The sequence below is a fragment of the Marinococcus luteus genome (assembly GCF_034497705.1).
GTDB classification, from domain to species: domain Bacteria; phylum Bacillota; class Bacilli; order Bacillales; family Marinococcaceae; genus Marinococcus; species Marinococcus luteus_A.
In genome coordinates, this window is record NZ_JAXRUV010000009.1 from 1 (window position 1) to 18,580 (window position 18,580).

Here is an 18,580-nt window from a genome sequence, read left to right on the forward strand (position 1 = left end):
TCTTTTTATCATAGCACGAAAAAAACTGCCGACAAGCTCTAAAATGAGAGTCATTGTCGACAGTCTGAGCCACCTTCTGCCAGGCAGAGGGTGGTTTTGTTATACTATAAAAAAACAAAGATTGGCGGCGGTACGATGAACATGTTTCCTCTATTGTATACTCCGATCATGCAGTCGGTGGAAAAACAATTTCTTTATGCACTCCGGCAACAACACATTCCCTCTCTCTCTGGCCACGTACTCGAGATCGGCTCCGGTCCCGGAGCAAATTTTCCTTACTACCGGGCAGCCGCAAAAGTAACTGCCATCGAGCCGAATGACCGGATGCGCAAGCAGGCTATTCCCGCGCAGCTCCATGCGCATGCCCCCATTCGCACACTCGGTTCTTCAGCTGAACGGCTGCCCTTTGAAGACAATACCTTCGACAGTCTTGTCTGTACACTCGTGCTCTGTTCTGTCGAAGACCCCATCCAGGTACTCGAGGAATTAAAACGGGTATGTAAACCGGGTGCCGCGGCCTATTTTCTCGAGCATGTCCAGCTGCCCCAACCAGCGGCAGCGCGTGTCCAGCATAATATAACTCCGGTATGGAAGCACTTTTGCGACGGCTGCCACCTCGATCGTCCCACCCGTTCGCACATTGAAAAGGCCGGATGGAGCATCACCGGAACCGACAGTTATTTTCAGGGATTTTTACTATCCATGCAGGCTGTTCTTCCTCCAGACCCGTCATCCTAAAAACAAAATGCCGTAGATGATGGCAAGCACAACGACCAGCGCGGGATGCAGCTTCGTTTTTTCAAGCAGCAGGTAGCTTGCCACAAGCATCCCGGCTGTCTGCCAGCCGCCCGCTCCTTCCCAGGCATTGGTGAAAAACTGCAGCGTTAATATGCCGAGCAGTACTCCAATGACCGGACGGACGTAGGCGGTGAGCCGTTTCACCTTCGGGGAGTGACGGTATTTGTACAAAAAGCCCATTAGAACGATCATTAAAATTAACGACGGGGCAACGGTCGCAAACAGACCGGCAGCGAGCCCCGGCCAGCCGGCGACTTCATACCCTATGTAGCCGGCCATTTTTGTGGCAATCGGTCCGGGCAGGGCGTTACTGATGGCCAGCACTTCGCTGAACTCACCCACGCTCATCCATTCGTACCGGTTCACCACTTCATGCTGAATGAGCGGAATGGAGGCCGGTCCGCCGCCGTAGCCGAGAATACCCGGGATAAAAAACGCCATAAAAACCTCTAAGTAAATCACGTGGAGGTTTCCTCCTCTCGTTTAGCAGGATCCTTCTGAATCAGTGCTGCAATCAGAAGCACCGCGATAACGATCGCCGGATGCACGCCGAGCACGCCAAGCACCACAGCGGCCCCGATAATAAATGCTATTGTCTTCGTCCAGCCCAGGTCGCCGCCGGATTTTTTAATAAATCCCCATGTCAGCACTCCCATCAGTACCGTCACTACGGGCAGTACTCCGTTTGCAAGTCCGCTCACCCACGAAGCGTCCCGGTATTGGGACAGGATGCTGAAAAACAAAATCATTAACAGTGCCGTGGGGGCGACAATCGCCGCCACTCCGTTCAACGCCCCAAGAACACCGCCGCGGCTGTAGCCGATGTAGCCAGCAAGCTTTGTGACGATTGGTCCCGGAAGCGTATTGGCAATCGCGAGTGTATCGCCGAATTCCTCGTCGGTCATCCATTTGTAGTGCTCCACCACTTCTTTTTGCACGAGTGGAATCGACGCCGGGCCTCCCCCGTAGCCAAAAATGCCGACCCGGAAAAAGGCGAGAAAAATTTTCCACTGCATCACTTCCACCTCTTCTCTCTTTATTACCAGGCAGCTACGTTGCCGTCTGTGCGGGATTCGCTTCCCCCGCAGAGTACTCCGGTTTCCGGATCTCTCCATATAATCTGTCCACGGCCAAAGCTCGAGGATTCTGTTTCTATTTTCACCGTATGTCCTTTCCGGTTCAGCGCCTGAGCGGCTGCCGCAGAGAAGTCAGGCTCCACCGTAACCAGCTTATCCCGCTTCCACTGCCATCTCGGTGCATCCAGAGCAGCCTGCGGATGAAGGCCGAAATCTATGGTATTCATAATCATCTGCATATGGCCCTGGGGCTGCATGAATTCCCCCATCACCCCGAACGGTCCCACGGGTTCACTGCCCTTAGTCAAAAAGCCGGGAATAATCGTATGATACGGGCGTTTTCCGGGCATCAGCCCATTGGCGTGCTTTTCATCCATGGAAAAATTGTGCGCCCGGTTATGCAGGGCAATTCCGGTTTCCGGCACGACCATTCCCGAGCCGAAGCCCATGTAATTGCTCTGGATAAATGAAACCATATTGCCTTCTTCATCAGCCGCTGCCAGGTACACTGTGCCTCCGCTGCTTGGATCCCCTGCTTCGGGTACCTTCGCTTCGTTTCCAATTTCACCGCGCCGGGCCTCCCCGTAAGTATCCGAGAGCAGCTCTTCGGTGGTCCGGGTCATGGCATCCGGCTGGGCGACATATTTCTCTCCGTCCGCAAATGCAAGCTTCATCGCCTCCATCTGATGATGAAGGGTGTTGATGCTGTCGCGATCCTGAAAATCATATCCCTTCAATATATTCAGTGCCATTAAAGCAACAATCCCCTGGCCATTCGGCGGAATTTCCCAGACGTCATATCCTTTGTAATGCACCGAAATCGGCTTCACCCAATCCGGCTTGTACAGCGCCAGATCCTTGGAGCGCAGATAGCCACCCTCTTCCCTCATGTAGGTGTCTATTTTTTTCGCCAGGTCTCCGCGGTAAAACGATTCTGCATTTGTTTCAGCAATTTCCTTTAACGTCTCCGCATGCTCCTTGGAGCTCCACAGCTCTCCCGCTGTTGGCGTGCGGCCCTCCGGCGCGAATACCCGGCTCCAGTCGGCAAATACTGTCGGATCAAGCTCTTGTTCCAGTGTTTCAAAGGCAGACGCCCACAGCGTTGCAAGCGTGGACGCTACCGGATAGCCTTCCTCAGCGTAAGCCACAGCTGGAGCGATCAATTCGGAAAATGGAAGCTTACCGAAAGCACGCGACAGCTCGGCCCAGGCGGCCGGAGCCCCGGGCACGGTAATCGGAACCGGCCCCCGTTTTGGCATCTCGTCGTAGCCGTCTTTGTACAGCCCGTCGATGGAAAGCTCCTCCGGTGCGTAGCCGCTGGCATTCAGGCCATGGAGCTCGCCGTCCACCCAGACGAGCGCAAAGGCGTCACCTCCGATGCCGTTGGATGTCGGCTCGAGTACGGTCAGGCTTGCCGCTACAGCAACAGCTGCATCCACAGCGTTGCCTCCTTTTTTTAAGATGTCGAGACCTATCTGGGAAGCAAGCGGCTGCGATGTTGCCACCATACCTTTTTTACCATATGTCGGTGTACGGTAGGATGCATATGGATGATGGTGCGGATCAAATGAAATCATGATAATCGCTCCCTTTTATGAATCATTGTATTGAAGATTTCGGACGACATGCTGGATAAATGAAAGCAGCCGGCGGTCATCGTTCCGATTGGCGATAATTGAAATCGAGATTGGGGCTTTCCCCGACATTTCCACTGGAATGGTCACCTGGGGCAGCCCGCCGATACCCGCAATACAGGTCAGCTGCATCGTTCGTTTCCGCACCGCCTGGATCTCGTCTTCCCCGGCCTGAATTTTCGGAGCCGGCCCGGGCACGGTCGGAATAACCATCACCGTGTCTTGTCCGAGCCTTTGCTGCAATTCATCTCGCAATTGTTTCCGTTTTTCAAATATGTGGCGATAATCCTCCCTCCGGGTGCCTGCGGCAAATGCAAACCGGTCCCGGACGCCGGGTCCAAACGTCGGTTTATGCTCCCTGATCCATTCCCGATGCATTTCTCCAATTTCCACTGCCTGCTGCAGTCGAAAAACCTCGGCCCATTCTGCGAGCGAGTTTGCCGCCAGTCTGTTTTCATTCAGCGTTTCTGCCTGCGCCTGCACGGCGGAAAACACCTTTCCAAGCGCCTGCTTGTATTCATTGGCATATTCCGTCCACGCCTCTTCTTCCCACCAGATCGTCCGGTACGGGGCCTCTTCCTCCCCCGCTGGAAGCAGCGCATCTCCTACCTGCTGTAAAACCTTGGGGTCTCTGCTCATCCAGCCGACAGTGTCAAAGCTCGGAGCGAGCGGAACGACGCCTTCAAGCGATACAGCCCCGTGTGTCGGACGTATGCCGTACAAACCGCAATAGGATGATGGCACGCGCACCGAGCCGCCTGTATCGGTGCCAAGGGCAAAATCAGTGCTGCCGGCCGCTGCCGCTGAGGCCGAGCCGCTCGATGATCCGCCTGGTATTGCTTCTGGATCGGCCGGATTGACCGGCATGCCGTAATGCACATTGTCACCGTGCAGGCTGTACATTAACTCGTCGCTGATGGTCGTTCCCGTCAGCGCAGCCCCGCTCCGAAGCAGGCGTTCAATCGCCGGCGCAGTAGCTGTGTTTTCCGGGTGAGTTCGAAGCCATTCCGGATGGCCTGCAGACGTTTTTTCGCCGTGAATCGCGAACACGTCCTTCACTGTAAACGTATAGTCGGAAAGATTCCCACTCATCGTAGGTTCGAGCCGCAGGTTCTTATTCATAAATGCTTCCTGTTTATTCATTTGTCGAATCCTCCTCGGAAATGGCCTGGATAATGGCTTCGGCCGTTTTTTCCGCATGCTTTCCGTTCAGCCGAAGCAGTTCTTCACGCTTGTTCTCCTGCAGCAGCACAAGCATCTGCTTGTGTTCCTGCTGAGACATATGGATCGAGTGTATGTCTGAATCAATATTTGTATAGATATTCATGTACGCTTCAATTCGACTCCATACGTATTCGAGTGATTTTAGCAGCGGTTCGGAGCGGGAAGCCTCGTACCAGATCTGGTGAAACAACCGATTCTGCTTTCTCCACTCCACCGGCTCCGAAGCGTACTGGTCCATTTCGGCAATTCGTTCCTGAAGCCTGCGCAGGCTCTCTTCATTCATCTGTTCAAAGGCCCAGGCTACCGCCAGTTCTTCGAGTTTATTACGGATCGCAAACAGCTCTCGGACTTCACTGACAGACAGCGAACTCACATAGACACTTCGTTTTTCTTCGAACAAAAAGCCTTCTGTTTTCAGCGTCGTAATCGCTTCCCGTACCGGCATTGTGCTTACCCCGAAATCCCCCGCAATCTGCCGGATGGTCACCTTCTCCCCAGGCCTCCGCTCTCCCTGAATGATCTGCTGCTTCAGCAGTTTGTATACTTCTGTGCGTAACGTTGAGACATGCAAAGACGGTTGATTCACAGCACTCGCTCCTTTGTGATCTGTGATCACAAACATTTTTTATTATTTTAGCAGAAAAATCCTCTTCTGCAAACTAGTTTTTAGTTTACTTTATCGACGCCTTTCCTTCATATTTAAATGAAGAGAAGCTCAAGGAGGACGATACAATGACAACACTAGTAACCGGAGTGAGCCATGATCAGGGAATAGGTGCTGCCGTCTGCCGTCTGCTTGCCGAGCGGGGGGAAAATATTATTTTCACTACCTGGGGCTCAGACATCGACTGGGCTGCAGAATTTAAACTGCATCTCGAAAACCGTGGCATCGAAATTTATTATATCGAAGCTGATTTCTCGAACCCGGGCGCACCGGATGAGCTCCTCGAACAGCTGAACGAGCTGCCTCTGTTTCCGACCGCACTCGTCAATAACGCTGCCTATTCAGCCAACGACAGCTACGAGCGCCTGAACGGGGAATCGCTTGATGAGCATTATTACGTTAATATGCGTACCCCTTTTCTGCTTACCACGAAAATTGCCCAGCGGTGGATTGATTTTGGTATCACCGGAAAAATCGTAAACCTGACCTCCGGGCAGGATCTCGGACCGATGGTAAATGAGATTGCCTACGTATCTACGAAAGCAGCGGTTCGGGCATTTACCGAATCCCTTGCTGCCGAGCTCGCCCCGTATGACATCAACGTTAACGCCGTCAACCCGGGTCCGACCAACACCGGATGGATGGACCCGGCTATGGAAAAAGAGCTGTCGAAAAAGTTCAGTAAAGGCCGGATTGGGCAGCCGGAAGACGCAGCCAAAGCAATCGCCTTTCTGCTGTCAGACGAGTCGGAATGGATCGTCGGACAGGTCATTCACTCCGAAGGCGGATTTTTACGCAGCTAAGGCCCGCACGACGCGGGTCAGTTCGACGTTGCTACAGGACGTAGCGGTTTTAGTCGAACATCCTTATAAAACCTAAGCTTTTCTATTGTCCAGCTCCGGGTGTTACCATCCCACTCCGTTCGTGATTTCAGAGCATTTGTGACTTCGTCTCAACTGCCTGAAACCGACGAGCCGTCGGAGATGGTGATCAAACACCCTTCGCATTTCTATTCACCTTGCACAACATTTCTTTTGTTAACTTTGTTCAGTTTGTCTATATTAATCTGTAAGCGTTTTCTTTAATATGAACAACAGATAACATAAACCTTCTTCAAAAGGAGCGAACATATTATGGCTGGTATCCGTATGAATCACATTACAAAAACTTACGATGGTAACGTTACTGCAGTAGATGACTTTAATCTTGATGTCGAGGACAAGGAATTTATCGTATTCGTCGGCCCATCCGGTTGCGGGAAATCCACTACCCTCCGCATGATTGCCGGGCTCGAGGATATTACGGACGGCGATTTATACATCGGGGATGAGCGCGTCAACGACGTTTCCCCAAAAGACCGCGATATCGCGATGGTGTTCCAGAACTACGCCCTGTATCCGCACATGAACGTATACAACAATATGGCTTTTGGCTTGAAGCTCCGTAAGTTCAAAAAAGAGGACATTGATCAGCGTGTGAAAAACGCAGCCGATATCCTTGGATTAACGGATTATCTTGACCGTAAACCAAAGGCGCTCTCCGGCGGTCAGCGTCAGCGTGTTGCTCTTGGACGTGCCATTGTCCGTGACCCTAAAGTCTTCCTGATGGATGAGCCGCTTTCCAACCTCGATGCGAAGCTGCGTGTGCAGATGCGTACAGAAATCATTAAGCTTCACCGCCGCTTAAATAGTACAACAGTTTATGTAACACACGACCAGACAGAGGCTATGACCATGGCGACCCGTATCGTTATTATGAAAGACGGCGTTGTACAGCAGGTCGGCTCCCCTAAAGAAGTATATGATCACCCTGCGAATGTTTTTGTAGGCGGTTTCATCGGTTCCCCGGCGATGAACTTCCTCGAAGGACAGATCAACGGCAATATTCTTGAACTCGGCGAGCACAAACTTGAAATCCCGGAAAACAAACTACAGACGCTGCGCGACCGTGGATTCGCAGATGAAAAAGTAACCTTCGGCATTCGTCCGGAAGACATCCACCATGTAATGGGCGGAACAACTTCCTCGAAAAATAAACTTACTCTTGATATTGAAGTAGCTGAAATGAACGGGGCAGAGTCTATGCTCTACACCAACGTTAACGGCAAGCAGGTTATTGCCCGGGTCGATGCAAACAGCAGTATCCATGCCGGCGATAAACTCGATCTTTTCTTCAACATGGACCGCTGCCACTTCTTCAGCCCGGAAACGGAAGAGGTCCTAACTCCGGAATTAAAAGAACTTTCCGCCACTTCCGCCACTCAGTAAAGCAGAATCAGGCATCTGTTCCCATTCGGAACGGGTGCTTTTTTATGCTTTTTTAGAAAAATTTTGCTCCCATTAAGCACAGTTTTATGTTTCCGGCTGTATAATGAAGGGAACGTGTACAAACGTCTTGATTTTCGTTTATTCCTTATTTATTTAAGAAAAGAGTGGTGATCGTAAAACATGTATCAATACAAATGGTTTCGTGTCTGCTTAGGTATTTTAGTCGTTTTAGCCATCGCCTTTATGGCTCGGCAGGTAGAATATATTTTTCAGCCATTATTCGTATTAGTAGGAACACTTGCTGCACCCATTATTATTTCGGGCATTTTAAGCTATTTGTTCCGGCCTTTTGTGACCCTTCTCTCCAAGTACATACCCCGTTCATTGTCTATTCTGCTATTGTACGGCGTGCTTGTTGGCGTCATAGTTCTGATTGTAAATCTGGTCGGCCCGATTATTGCCAGCCAGTTTAATCAGCTGATTAACCAGATTCCAAGGTACTTTGAACAGGTTCAGTCCTTTATCATGAACAATCAGAATCATCCGGCTGTGCAGCCGATCATGCAGGGGAACAATATTTCCATGGATTCTCTAGGCTCCCAGCTTCAGAATCAGGCCAGCACTATCACGGATTCTCTTGTTTCCACTATTGTTTCAATCGGAAGCGCCATTGTCAGCTTCTTCGTCATCCTGTTTGTTATTCCGTTTGTGCTTTTCTATATTCTGCGCGAAGGCCACAAGCTTCCAGGCTTTATGCTGAAATTTGTAGACCGTGAGCATCGTCCAGAGGTACACAAAATCCTACAGGACATGGACCGAGCCCTTGCCAACTATATTCAGGGACAGATTACCGTCAGCTTTATCGTAGGTATTCTTTCCATGATCCTTTTCTGGATTATCGGTCTCGACTATGTGCTCATTCTCGGTATCATCTGCATGCTGACGAATCTTGTACCTTTCGTTGGGCCGTTTATCGGCACTATACCAGCAGTAATCGTCGGCTTTTTCCAGTCGCCGGTAACCGCACTTCTGGTTATTATCGGTGTCATTGTGATACAGCAGTTTGAATCCAACCTGATCTCGCCGCAGGTCATGGGACGAGTGCTGAAGGTACATCCCGTCACCGTCATTTTCGTTTTGCTGTTTGCAAGCGGCATGTTCGGCCTGCTCGGGCTCATTCTCGCAATACCAGCGTACGCCCTCATAAAAGTGGTCGTTACCAACCTGTACCGGATTTGGCAGATCAACCGGCGCGGGCACAAGCACCGCCGCGAAGAAATGATTTAACCATAAGAAGCCGGCAGCCGCATGATTGTGCGTGCTGCCGGCTTTTTTCTGCCGTTACATATTAAAACCAGCCGAGTCCGAGCTGCATCGATCCGGCAATGGCAATGCCGTAAATTAGAATACTAGTACTGGTGGAGAGAAACAAGGTCCGCTTTGACATGCCGATAGCTTTAGCAATCACGGAAATGGCCCAGACGCCTGCAATAGGCGTCAGAAGCAGAATAACCCAGCCTCCGTACTGCTCTATTTTACCCCGAAACCGGTTCGTAGCTAATTTTTCCATCCAATTGGAGAAAAAGCTGACTCTCTCCAGCTGGCGGTAAAAAAATGTCACAGTCGGCACCGCCATAAAGTTTCCCACAGCCGCCCACAAAACAGCCGATACAGGATCAAACCCTGCCCCCATCGCTACGGGTACTGCAATATAAATTTCAAACAGTGGAAAAAACCCCATAAACCAGGCCAATGAAGCCATCGAGATGTATTCCATTATTTCTCCCCCCTTCCCTGCCAAAAATTTCACACAAAAATTATATTAACACGCATTATTTCGGTTGGGAAGCGAGAAAACCTGTTAAGATGAAATCATCTCTCTATATGTATTAATATATTCCAATTACTAAGTATAACTATATATATCGATCACATGAAAGCTTCTTATGAAATACTCTGCTTTTGATGCTGCTCTTTTACAGCTTACTCTTCTAAAGTACTAATATTTGTAAATTTTTTGCACATTTTAACTAAATCAGACCTTTTTCAATTAAAAGTATGCAAAAAACCTTCAACTATCGTTTTTTTCAATAAAGAAAAAGATAAAAACAGGCGAATAGTCCTTTAAAATGCATATTTAATACTTTTTACTTTCTTTATCTCAAAATTACTTATATACCAGTATTTTCTCATTTCACTATGCTTTAACATGTTTTTCATATGCCTGAGAAAAGATAGGGCTTTATTCTTGAAAGCGGGACCTAGTTCCCGCCTGCGCTTTTTTACGATTACTGTATTCCGTTTTTCTTCCAAAACAGTAAAGTGTTGATACTAAAGCATTTAACGCATGCATTTTATTACAATATTATAAAAGCGGGCTGCATCTGCTATCTCTCTTAACAGACCGTAACCCCTTAAAGCACGCTATCTGTAATTAGAATTGTTACTTATTTAGCATTTCTTCCAAATCTGGATCATGGTACGGTAAGTGTAACGAACTTTTCCTTTCGACAATGGTGTAAAAAGTGTTAAGAGGGGGCGAATGGCAGTGTCGGAGAAAAATGAGACGCTTTATGTAGAATTGCTTGAATCTTCTGATGATCCTCATCAGAGTTTCATGGATTTATCCCGTACGATTCTGGATCAGGGCGTCGACTCGGAGAAGAAAGTGGAAGTGATGCGAAGGCTTTTGCAGGCGTATGATACTGTGTCAAGCAGATACAAGACCGTCATACCACTCCGGAAAGTAACGTAAATAAAGATATAACAGGGGGAAGCCGGCAAGCTTTTGAATGTCGGCTTTTTGTATGGTTTTTTAATCTATGCAGGCATGCAAAAAGCCCGGGCGCACAGCCCGGACCTGATTTATTACTGGAGATTGGCAGCGGCAGCTTTTACCGCCCGGATGATGCCGCTGTAGCCGGTACATCTGCATATGTTTCCGGACAGTCCTTCCCGGATTTCTTCATCGTCCGGGTCCGGCGTATGCCTGAGCAACGACTCTGCGGCCATAATCATGCCCGGCGTGCAGTAGCCGCACTGAAAGCCTCCTTCGTTCATAAATGCTTCCTGTACTATACTGCATCGCTCCTCTGTGCCCATGCCCTCGATAGTCGTCACTTCTTTTCCTTCCACCTGGTAGGCAAGCAGCAGACAAGAGCTTGTTAGCCTGCCGTCCACCCAGATCGAACATGCACCGCACCGGCCGATGCCGCAGGAAATTTTCGTGCCTGTTTCGTGCAGCCGGTCTCTTAAAAGATCGACGACCCGGTCCATCGGGGAAGCATCGACACTCACCTCTTCTCCGTTGACTCGAAAGGTACACGCGTATGTGCCCTGCCGGTGCTCTATCCCCCGGGAATCTTTTCTGGTTTGTTCCAAGGCAGAAGCCCCCTTTGCTGAATCTGTTGTAGTACCCATTCTCTTGAAACAGGAAGCTTTTCCGGACGGGCTCCAATAGCCTGGTAAATAGCTTCCGCAATGGCCGGAGCCACTGCAATGGTCCCTATTTCACCGACGCCCCTCGGTCCGTGAATGTCCCCTTCCATCACTTCTTCACGCGGTTTTACCGTCACATTATCCGGCAGGTCCTTTACTCCCGGCATCAAGTACGTATCGAAATTTTCCGTCTGATAGTGTCCTCCGTTCATCACGGCGTCCTCCATCAACGTGTACCCGAGCGCCATGATGCCGCCACCTTCAATCTGTCCCCTGTACCCCTGCGGATACATGACCGGACCCGCGGATACTGACTGTTTCAAATCAAGCACCCGCACGGTGCCGGTTAAAAGGTTTACCTCCACCTCTGCGCTCACACCGCCGAAGGAATACAAATAATGACCGGAGTCAATTTCATCCGGGGTCACCGGAAAATCAAACGACGTGTGCGTCTCAATATCCCCGTCCTGTACATATTCCGCCAGTGCCCTGTAGCTTAAAAAGAGCGAAGGCTCTGCGCCTCTTTTATGAATGCCTCCGGCCTCCAGGTATAAATCTGCTGCAGTCGTCCCGGTTACTCTCGATGCTTCGCTAAGCAGCTGTCTGCGAAAAGAGGCCTTCATGTTTTCCACCGCTGTCCACACCATACTCGTGCCGCGTGAAGCGGTCGTTGAACCCGAAACCGGCACTTTATTTGTATCACCGATTGTTATTTCAATATCCTCTTCATTGCAGGAAAATGTGTTTTTCATCACCGTTTCAATCACGGCTACAATGCCCTGGCCGCATTCTTCAAATCCAAAAGCAGCTTCAAGCTTTCCATCCTTCGTAAGAGCAAGCCGCCCGCCGGAAGGGTCCAGCCGTCCATAGCCAAGACCTCCCCCATGCATGGATACAGCCCCGCCCCGGCCGTTTTTCACCCACGGGGTTTCTTCCGCATTACTCAGCGGCAGCTGCTGCCAGGCGGTGACGTCTTCAAGTATATTTCGTCCACCGTCCGTCGGAGCAATTCCCTGACCGAGCGGGCCGGCGTCTGTAGGCTTTCTCATATTTTTGGCCCGCAGCTCCATTCCTTCCATTCCAAGCTTTGCCGCCAGCCGGTCCATCTGCCCCTCAAGCGCAAACGTTACCTGATTGCCCCCAAAACCGCGAAACTCCCCAGCTACACCGTTATTTGTAAACACGGAAACACCGGTGGTCGTAATGTTTGGGATGGGATACAGCCCGCTGGCATGCTCGACAGCAAAGTCCAGAATCGCCGGACCGAGCGTGGCATACGCCCCGGTATCCGCATAAATGGTCGTTTCATGTGCGAGTACGCGTCCGCTTTCATCAGCGCCTGTCCGCATCGTAATTGCCATCGGGTGGCGCTTTAATCCTGCTCGTATCGACTCCTCCCGGGTGTTATGCACCCGTATCGGATGGCCTGTTTTCAGTGCCAGCAGCGCTCCGTACGGCTGGAGGTTCAGCTCGTCCTTACCGCCAAACGATCCTCCGATTGGACTTGAAATGATGCGTATCTTCTCTTCCGGAGCGTTCAGAATTCTCGACAGCTGAAAACGATCCTTAAACCCGTGCTGGGTAGCCATGTATACGGAAATACCCCCATCGCTTTCCGGGACTACAACTCCGCCCTCCGTTTCCATGTAGCCATGCATCTGACGGGGCAGCTGATACTTCTCTTCGACAATACAGGCGCAGCCCGTAAAGCCCTCCTGCAGATCCCCACGTGTATAGGAAGCTTCATGCAGAATGTTCCCATTTTCGTGCAGCTGTTCCGCTTCGGGAGCCAGCGCTTTCCCGATCGAATCAAGCACAGCCAGCGGCTCGTATTCCACCACTACAGCTGCCAGCGCCTGATCTGCCGTTTCCTTTGAGTCTGCTGCCACCGCGGCTATTGCATCCCCCGTGTAGCGTACTCTGTCTTCACAAAATACGGGCTGGTCCGGCATAACGATGCCAAAGCGGTTTAGCCCCGGCACGTCGTGATGGGTCAGCACCGCGTAAACGCCTGGCAGCACTTTGGCCGCTGACGTATCGATTCTTTTAATACGGGCATGCGGGTATTCGCTTCGCAGCACTTTACCGATCAGCATATTTTCTTCAAAGCGGTCAGTTAAATACTTCAAGGAACCGGTTACTTTCGGCACAGCGTCTGGCCGGCGCTGATGTTCTGGCTGTTTCATGTTTTATGCACGCCTCCCTTTTCTGCGTTATCTTCAAGCCACAGGTGGGACAAAAATAAGTGAGCGGCCGCCTGCAGACGGTAGTTTCCTGAAGAAAACGGTTCATCCTCCGGCTGATAATCAGCTGCAAGAGCCTCAAAGAATGCTTCCGGCGTCCATTTGGGTTCGGCCACACATGCTTCTGCATAACGAAGCCGCACCGGGGCGTCTTTTCCGCCTACTAACGCAAGCCTCGCCCTCACGCTTCCGTCTCCCTGCCTGCGGGCACAGCCGCTTACAGCAAGAAGCGATGCGGTAAATGCTTCCCGGCGTCCGATTTTTTCAAAAAAATGTACTTCGTCCGGGTCTTTTTCCAGCGTTTTTGGCAGCAGCACAGCTGTTAATAGAAACACACCGTCATAGGAAGCTGCTTCTTCCACCGGAATACGGGCATACGACTCGCCGTTCCAGATTTCCAGCTCAGCCTGCAGCGCAATCAGTGCCGGCAGGGTGTCTCCGTGTCCATACATAATGTTGCCGCCGATAGTTCCGCGCGTACGTACAGCCGGAGCGGCAATCCGCCGCAGCGTTTCCCCCAGTATTTCCCGGGAAATGACCGGCTCCTCTATTAACTGTTCGAGTGTCATGCAGGCTCCGATCCGTACGTACTTTTCTTCCTCCTGCAGAGAAGCGAGCCCGAATATACGCTCAAGCACGATCACATTGCCGTTAAACGCCCTTCCTTTTTCCCGCTCGACCTGCCGCCATGTGCCTCCGGCGATCCATTCGGCATCAGGGTAGTAGTCCTGATACAGAGCAAAAGCTTCCTGTACCGTCTCCGGCATCCATACCACCGGCGTTACTGGTGTGTGTGCAGCATCCATCTGTATTCCTCCTCGGTATCGACGTCAAGCTGCTCGAATTGCCTAAAGCTTACGTAAGGGCTTCCTGTCCACGTATGAGTACTCCGCAGAATAGAAGCAGCCCCGCGGTCGCCCTCCACACTCTGCAGAGCAGCAAACATCTGTTTTTTAAACAGCATAGGCGGCTGGTAATACCTGCCGGTCCACATCCCGGTGAAATCGCATGTCTGAGCCTGGGACTGCGCTATTAACCGGTCAATTGTCTCCGCTGTCAGGCCGGGCTGATCGGCAAGTACAACGAGGACCGCCTCCGCTCCGATACGTACCGCTTCGTTCACTCCGGCCCTGAGGGAATATGCCTGCCCTTTCATTGCCTGTGGACTGGCGGCAAGACGCACCGAACGTTTATTTTGTTCGAATATTCTGTTATCTATCCATACAGACTGGTTCGTCACGACGATAACTTCCTCTGCGCTGCTCTTTAGCACCTGCTGCAGCGCACTGCTCCCGAGCGTCGTATTTTTCCACGGTTTTTCGAGTTTGTTGTGGCCCATTCGGGAGCTTTTCCCTGCTGCTAAATAAATCACCGCCGTTTTCATGCCATCACCTCTCCAGTTTTTGCGGCGTTTTGAAGAGCAATCAGCTCGCCGACCACGCTCACCGCAATTTCTTCAGGGCCTTCGGCTCCGATCGACAAACCGATTGGAGTTGTAACAATCTCCGGCAGTGCCCCTGTCTGCAGCAGACGTTTCGTTCTCGTCTTTGATCCGAGTACACCAATATACGCCATTGGCTGCTGCAAAAGATGCGTCAGCGCTTCTCTGTCCCTCTCAAAATGATGAGTCATAATCACCGCCATATCTCCGCGACGAAACGCCGTTTCCGCCCACCATTCATTCGGAAATCCGAGCACCCTTTCGGCCTCCGGCACCTCATTTCTGACTGTTTCCAGGGCGGCCGGGCGCCAGTCGAGAACTGTTACCTCGTACCGGCACCGCAACGCCATTTGTGCTAGCGGCAGGGCATCCGTCCCGGCACCGAAAATAAACAGCCTCGGTCTTGGGCGGATCGTCTGGACAAATATTTTTTCGCCCCCGCTATCTGAAACAGAAGAACGGCCGCTCCCACGCTTCATCACGGCCGCCTGCCCGACTAACTGTTCTGCCTTTTCGTCCGGTCCCCCGCCGCAGACGAACCATCCGCTCTCAGTAGTCGTTGCCCACCTCAGCACTGCTTCTCCCTGATTTACAAAAGCTTGCATACTGCGCATAGATGCGGCCAGTTCTTCCGTTATTGGTTCAAGCAGTACTTCAATTACCCCGTTGCATCCTGTCCCTTCTCCCCAGGAAAGCTCTTCGTAGCCCCGCATGTCATAAGAAACCAGTTGCGCCCCCTGTGCATGCACGTCTTCAATCCGGTAATGCAGATCCCCTTCAAGGCAGCCCGAACTCAGCATACCCACGGAGCTTCCGTCTGCCTTTAACAGCATGGACGTGCCTTCCTTCCGGTACGCCGACCCTTCCACATTCGTAATCGTCGCCAGTATTTGTTTTTCGTCTGCAGAAAGCTGCGGAATAATATCATGCAGATGATCCATGCATCTCGCTCCTTTTATAAAAAAAGCCGGAGAAAGGCACAGGTGTCTGCTCCTGCGTTTCTCCGGCCTCTTCATTCCCGTCTAACAGGAATCAAGCTTCCGTCTGGATGGAAAGAGAAGAGCTGCCGTTCTACAGCAGATCTTCTTCTTAACTATTTGTATTTATTTTACTTCTGTCCAGGCAGCTTGTAAGGAAAGATGTCATATAATCTAACGCGATTTTTCTTCCAGGTAAATTACGGTCGCCGCAGCCCCTGATACAGGATCAAAATCCTTCAATACAGTTCTTACCGGCAAATTCAGCTCCTGGACCAGCAGACGATGCAGCCTCTTTTTGAATTCGTCCACCAGCGCCGCATCCACCTGGCCGGTCAGAGCTTCATTGCGCTGTTCGAGCGCCCGCAGCGCGGGCACTCTTTTATGCTCCCCAAAAATAATACACTTGTGCTGTAACAGCTCCACCTTTAACGTTTTTACCCCAACATCATACATCTCCTGGTTCACACTGTTGTACAACTGAGCAATTTGCTGCTTGATCCATTTTTCACTTTCAAACTGTTTTTCCCACACCATTACCCCGTCCTTTCGTTCATGACTTATTATAACTAATAACGCGGTCTTAGCCTATTTTCATGAAAGATTTTTTGTCGCCGGAATTATTAACTAGTAGTTTCGAACTAATTTAGGTTTCTAATCTACTGTTATGCAACAATTTTGGATTTTTTCTGACATTTTCGATTGACGGAAGCGCTTTCATATTATAAGTTTAATTTGTCTCCTTCCTTTCACTGCACGTTGCTCCTGTCGATACTTTTATCATACTTATGAGGAGGAAAAAATATGGCTGTCAAAAAAGAGTCTGATGCAACTAACGAAACGTTCACCTCCGGCGGCGGAGTTAAATATTCCGAAGCCGTGGAAAATCCTGCCTTCAAGGAACTCATGTCGAAAAAGAGAAAATTTATCGCACCTTTAACGGTGTTCTTCCTGCTCTTTTATCTAGCTCTTCCGGTTTTAATTCTTACCTCGGACGTGCTGAACAACCCGGCAATTGGGCCAATTTCCTGGGCATGGATGCTTGCTTTTGCACAGTTTGCCATGACCTGGACGCTCTGTATTCTTTACGTACGCAAATCTGCAAAATTTGATAAAGATGCTGAAGCTATCATCGAAGAAGAAGAACGCAAAGCGAAGGAGGATCATTCATGAATGCAACGGTCATAATCCTATTTCTTGCAATAGTCAGCCTCACCCTCGTCATAACATATTATTCAGCGAAAAAAACCAGCTCGGCCAGTGACTTCTATACAGCCGGAGGCGGCTTGACCGGCTGGCAGAACGGTCTTGCAATTTCAGGGGACTACTTGTCCGCCGCATCCTTTCTCGGGATTGCCGGTGCTATTGCCCTATACGGCTTTGACGGTTTTCTTTTCAGCATCGGTTACTTAGTTGCTTACCTTGTCGTTATGTTTGTGGTCGCCGAGCCGCTTCGTAACCTTGGCCAGTTTACGCTAGCTGATATGCTGAATGCCCGTTTCGATGCGAAAAAAATCCGCGGGGCAGCGGCGTTCAGTACAATTACCATTGTTATTTTCTACATGATTGCCCAGCTTGTCGGTGCAGGGGCCTTAATTCAGCTCCTGTTTGGAATCCCTTACATTTGGGCTGTTATTCTTGTAGGTGTCATGATGACCACATATGTGTTGTTTGGCGGCATGACTGCCACCAGCTGGGTACAGATTACAAAAGCTGTACTACTCATGATTGGTACACTGATTATTTCCATCATGGTGCTATGGCAGTTTAACTTCAATATTCTTGCCATGTTCCGGGAAGCAGGACAGGCAACGCCGGCAGGAGGCAATTTCCTGAACCCGGGTCAGCAGGATAACCTGCCGCTTGATTCATTATCTCTCATGATTGCACTTGTGCTTGGTACAGCCGGCCTTCCACACATTCTCATGCGCTTTTTCACTGTTAAAGATGCGAAAACAGCGCGGAGTTCGGTTGTTACAGCTACTTGGATCGTTGGTATCTTTTATCTCTTAACGGTCTGCTTAGGCTTTGGCGCAGCAATTTTTGTCGGACAGTCAGACATTGTCGCTGCCAACCCGGCCGGAAACATGGCTGCACCGCTTCTAGCTCAGGCACTCGGCGGCGATCTGCTGTTCTCCTTCGTCTGTGCCGTTGCCTTCGCAACGATTCTCGCAGTGGTAGCAGGGCTCGTGCTTTCCGGAGCCAGTGCCTTCGCCCACGACCTGTACGGACAGATCATTAAAAAAGGGAAAGTCTCCGAACGCGAGCAGGTAGTCGCAGCCCGTACTGCTTCACTGACAGTGGCTATTCTCTCCATTGCGCTTGCGATCTTTGCCCAGAACTTAAACGTAGCCTTTCTAGTGGCACTCGCCTTCTGTGTAGCCGCCAGTGCGAACCTGCCGGTTATTGTGTACACAATTTACTGGAGACGCTTTAATACGAATGGAGCTATTACCGCGATTGCGGTTGGCCTCATCAGCGCAGTCGGTCTGGTTGCCATCAGTCCGAACGTTATGAACCCTGACGGAAGCGCATTTATTTCCGCTCAGGCGATCTTCCCGCTCACCAATCCGGCGATCGTATCCGTACCGCTCGGCTTTCTCGGCGGCTGGATCGGAACGCTTGTTTCCAAAGAGTCGAGGTCCGGACGCTACGATAAGGTTCTATTTAAAGCCAACACCGGCTACCGCGAATACGACCTGCAGGGTCGCGCCATTAAAAAAGGTGAAGATTAATCATACAAAAAGCCCCGGAGCGACCGCTCCGGGGCTTTTTTGTATTGATTCTCTATGCGGGGGAGCACCTGAAAGTAAAGACT

19 protein-coding genes are annotated in these 18,580 nt (G+C 50.7%); 7 read left to right on the top strand and 12 right to left on the bottom strand.

The annotated features are described in order from the left end of the window. The first annotated feature begins 96 nt into the window (after positions 1–96). A complete protein-coding gene (locus Q9M42_RS13045) occupies positions 97–738 on the top strand; it encodes a class I SAM-dependent methyltransferase (RefSeq protein WP_322526906.1) in 642 nt (213 codons plus the stop codon). Here the strand turns inward: Q9M42_RS13045 and Q9M42_RS13050 are convergent. Genes Q9M42_RS13050 through Q9M42_RS13070 form a run of 5 tightly spaced genes read right to left on the bottom strand, consistent with a single transcriptional unit; the run spans position 730 to position 5,318 of the window. Continuing rightward, positions 730–1,260, bottom strand: a complete 531-nt coding sequence (locus Q9M42_RS13050) for a chromate transporter (protein ID WP_322526907.1) — start codon at positions 1,258–1,260, stop codon at positions 730–732. The two genes, Q9M42_RS13045 and Q9M42_RS13050, sit on opposite strands and share 9 nt — an antisense overlap. Beyond that, the gene (locus Q9M42_RS13055) at positions 1,257–1,814 is read right to left on the bottom strand and encodes a chromate transporter (RefSeq protein ID WP_322526908.1); all 558 of its coding nucleotides are present in this window, start codon (positions 1,812–1,814) and stop codon (positions 1,257–1,259) included. The genes Q9M42_RS13050 and Q9M42_RS13055 overlap by 4 nt, the downstream gene beginning before the upstream one ends. Positions 1,815–1,837: 23 nt before the next feature. Next, positions 1,838–3,451 (bottom strand): gamma-glutamyltransferase, encoded by a 1,614-nt coding sequence (gene ggt / locus Q9M42_RS13060; protein ID WP_322526909.1) that lies wholly within the window; start codon positions 3,449–3,451, stop codon positions 1,838–1,840. Positions 3,452–3,466: 15 nt separating this feature from the next. After that, positions 3,467–4,651, bottom strand: coding sequence for an amidase (locus Q9M42_RS13065; RefSeq protein ID WP_322526910.1), 1,185 nt, complete (start codon positions 4,649–4,651; stop codon positions 3,467–3,469). Next, positions 4,644–5,318, bottom strand: coding sequence for a GntR family transcriptional regulator (locus Q9M42_RS13070; RefSeq protein WP_322526911.1), 675 nt, complete (start codon positions 5,316–5,318; stop codon positions 4,644–4,646). Before Q9M42_RS13070 ends, Q9M42_RS13065 begins: the two co-directional genes overlap by 8 nt. 146 nt (positions 5,319–5,464) lie before the next feature. Between Q9M42_RS13070 and Q9M42_RS13075 the strand changes: the two genes are divergently transcribed. The 3 genes from Q9M42_RS13075 to Q9M42_RS13085 all read left to right on the top strand — a co-directional run bounded on the left by Q9M42_RS13075 (position 5,465) and on the right by Q9M42_RS13085 (position 8,950). Continuing rightward, positions 5,465–6,199: an SDR family oxidoreductase gene (locus tag Q9M42_RS13075; RefSeq protein WP_322526912.1), complete on the top strand. Its 735-nt coding sequence runs from the start codon at positions 5,465–5,467 to the stop codon at positions 6,197–6,199. A gap of 330 nt (positions 6,200–6,529) precedes the next feature. Beyond that, positions 6,530–7,663 (top strand): ABC transporter ATP-binding protein, encoded by a 1,134-nt coding sequence (locus tag Q9M42_RS13080; RefSeq protein WP_322526913.1) that lies wholly within the window; start codon positions 6,530–6,532, stop codon positions 7,661–7,663. A gap of 180 nt (positions 7,664–7,843) precedes the next feature. Beyond that, positions 7,844–8,950, top strand: coding sequence for an AI-2E family transporter (locus Q9M42_RS13085; RefSeq protein ID WP_322526914.1), 1,107 nt, complete (start codon positions 7,844–7,846; stop codon positions 8,948–8,950). A gap of 61 nt (positions 8,951–9,011) precedes the next feature. Here Q9M42_RS13085 and Q9M42_RS13090 read toward each other — a convergent pair whose 3' ends face one another. Next, entirely contained in the window at positions 9,012–9,440 is a 429-nt protein-coding gene (locus Q9M42_RS13090) for a small multi-drug export protein (RefSeq protein WP_322526915.1), read from the bottom strand. Positions 9,441–10,211: 771 nt separating this feature from the next. On the opposite strand from Q9M42_RS13090, the gene Q9M42_RS13095 reads away from it, so the two are divergent. Continuing rightward, positions 10,212–10,418: a hypothetical protein gene (locus Q9M42_RS13095; RefSeq protein WP_322526916.1), complete on the top strand. Its 207-nt coding sequence runs from the start codon at positions 10,212–10,214 to the stop codon at positions 10,416–10,418. 113 nt (positions 10,419–10,531) lie between these two features. On the opposite strand, the gene Q9M42_RS13100 is transcribed toward Q9M42_RS13095, so the two are convergent. The 6 genes from Q9M42_RS13100 to Q9M42_RS13125 form a co-directional block, all read right to left on the bottom strand. Further along, complete coding sequence (locus Q9M42_RS13100) at positions 10,532–11,014, bottom strand: (2Fe-2S)-binding protein (RefSeq protein WP_322526994.1); 483 nt, start codon at positions 11,012–11,014, stop codon at positions 10,532–10,534. Continuing rightward, positions 11,011–13,287, bottom strand: a complete 2,277-nt coding sequence (gene pucD, locus Q9M42_RS13105; protein ID WP_322526917.1) for a xanthine dehydrogenase subunit D — start codon at positions 13,285–13,287, stop codon at positions 11,011–11,013. Before pucD ends, Q9M42_RS13100 begins: the two co-directional genes overlap by 4 nt. Beyond that, positions 13,284–14,150, bottom strand: a complete 867-nt coding sequence (locus Q9M42_RS13110; protein WP_322526918.1) for an FAD binding domain-containing protein — start codon at positions 14,148–14,150, stop codon at positions 13,284–13,286. The genes pucD and Q9M42_RS13110 overlap by 4 nt, the downstream gene beginning before the upstream one ends. Then, positions 14,126–14,728 (bottom strand): nucleotidyltransferase family protein, encoded by a 603-nt coding sequence (locus Q9M42_RS13115; RefSeq protein WP_322526919.1) that lies wholly within the window; start codon positions 14,726–14,728, stop codon positions 14,126–14,128. Before Q9M42_RS13115 ends, Q9M42_RS13110 begins: the two co-directional genes overlap by 25 nt. Beyond that, on the bottom strand, positions 14,725–15,726 hold the full coding sequence (locus Q9M42_RS13120) for an XdhC family protein (RefSeq protein ID WP_322526920.1): 1,002 nt from the start codon (positions 15,724–15,726) through the stop codon (positions 14,725–14,727). Before Q9M42_RS13120 ends, Q9M42_RS13115 begins: the two co-directional genes overlap by 4 nt. 210 nt (positions 15,727–15,936) lie before the next feature. Then, positions 15,937–16,299: a Na-translocating system protein MpsC family protein gene (locus Q9M42_RS13125; RefSeq protein ID WP_322526921.1), complete on the bottom strand. Its 363-nt coding sequence runs from the start codon at positions 16,297–16,299 to the stop codon at positions 15,937–15,939. A 267-nt stretch (positions 16,300–16,566) separates the two neighbouring features. Here Q9M42_RS13125 and Q9M42_RS13130 point away from each other — a divergent pair, with 267 nt between their 5' ends. Further along, positions 16,567–16,935, top strand: coding sequence for a DUF485 domain-containing protein (locus tag Q9M42_RS13130; protein ID WP_322526922.1), 369 nt, complete (start codon positions 16,567–16,569; stop codon positions 16,933–16,935). Continuing rightward, positions 16,932–18,497: a solute symporter family protein gene (locus tag Q9M42_RS13135; RefSeq protein WP_322526923.1), complete on the top strand. Its 1,566-nt coding sequence runs from the start codon at positions 16,932–16,934 to the stop codon at positions 18,495–18,497. Before Q9M42_RS13130 ends, Q9M42_RS13135 begins: the two co-directional genes overlap by 4 nt. Positions 18,498–18,580 lie beyond the last annotated feature (83 nt).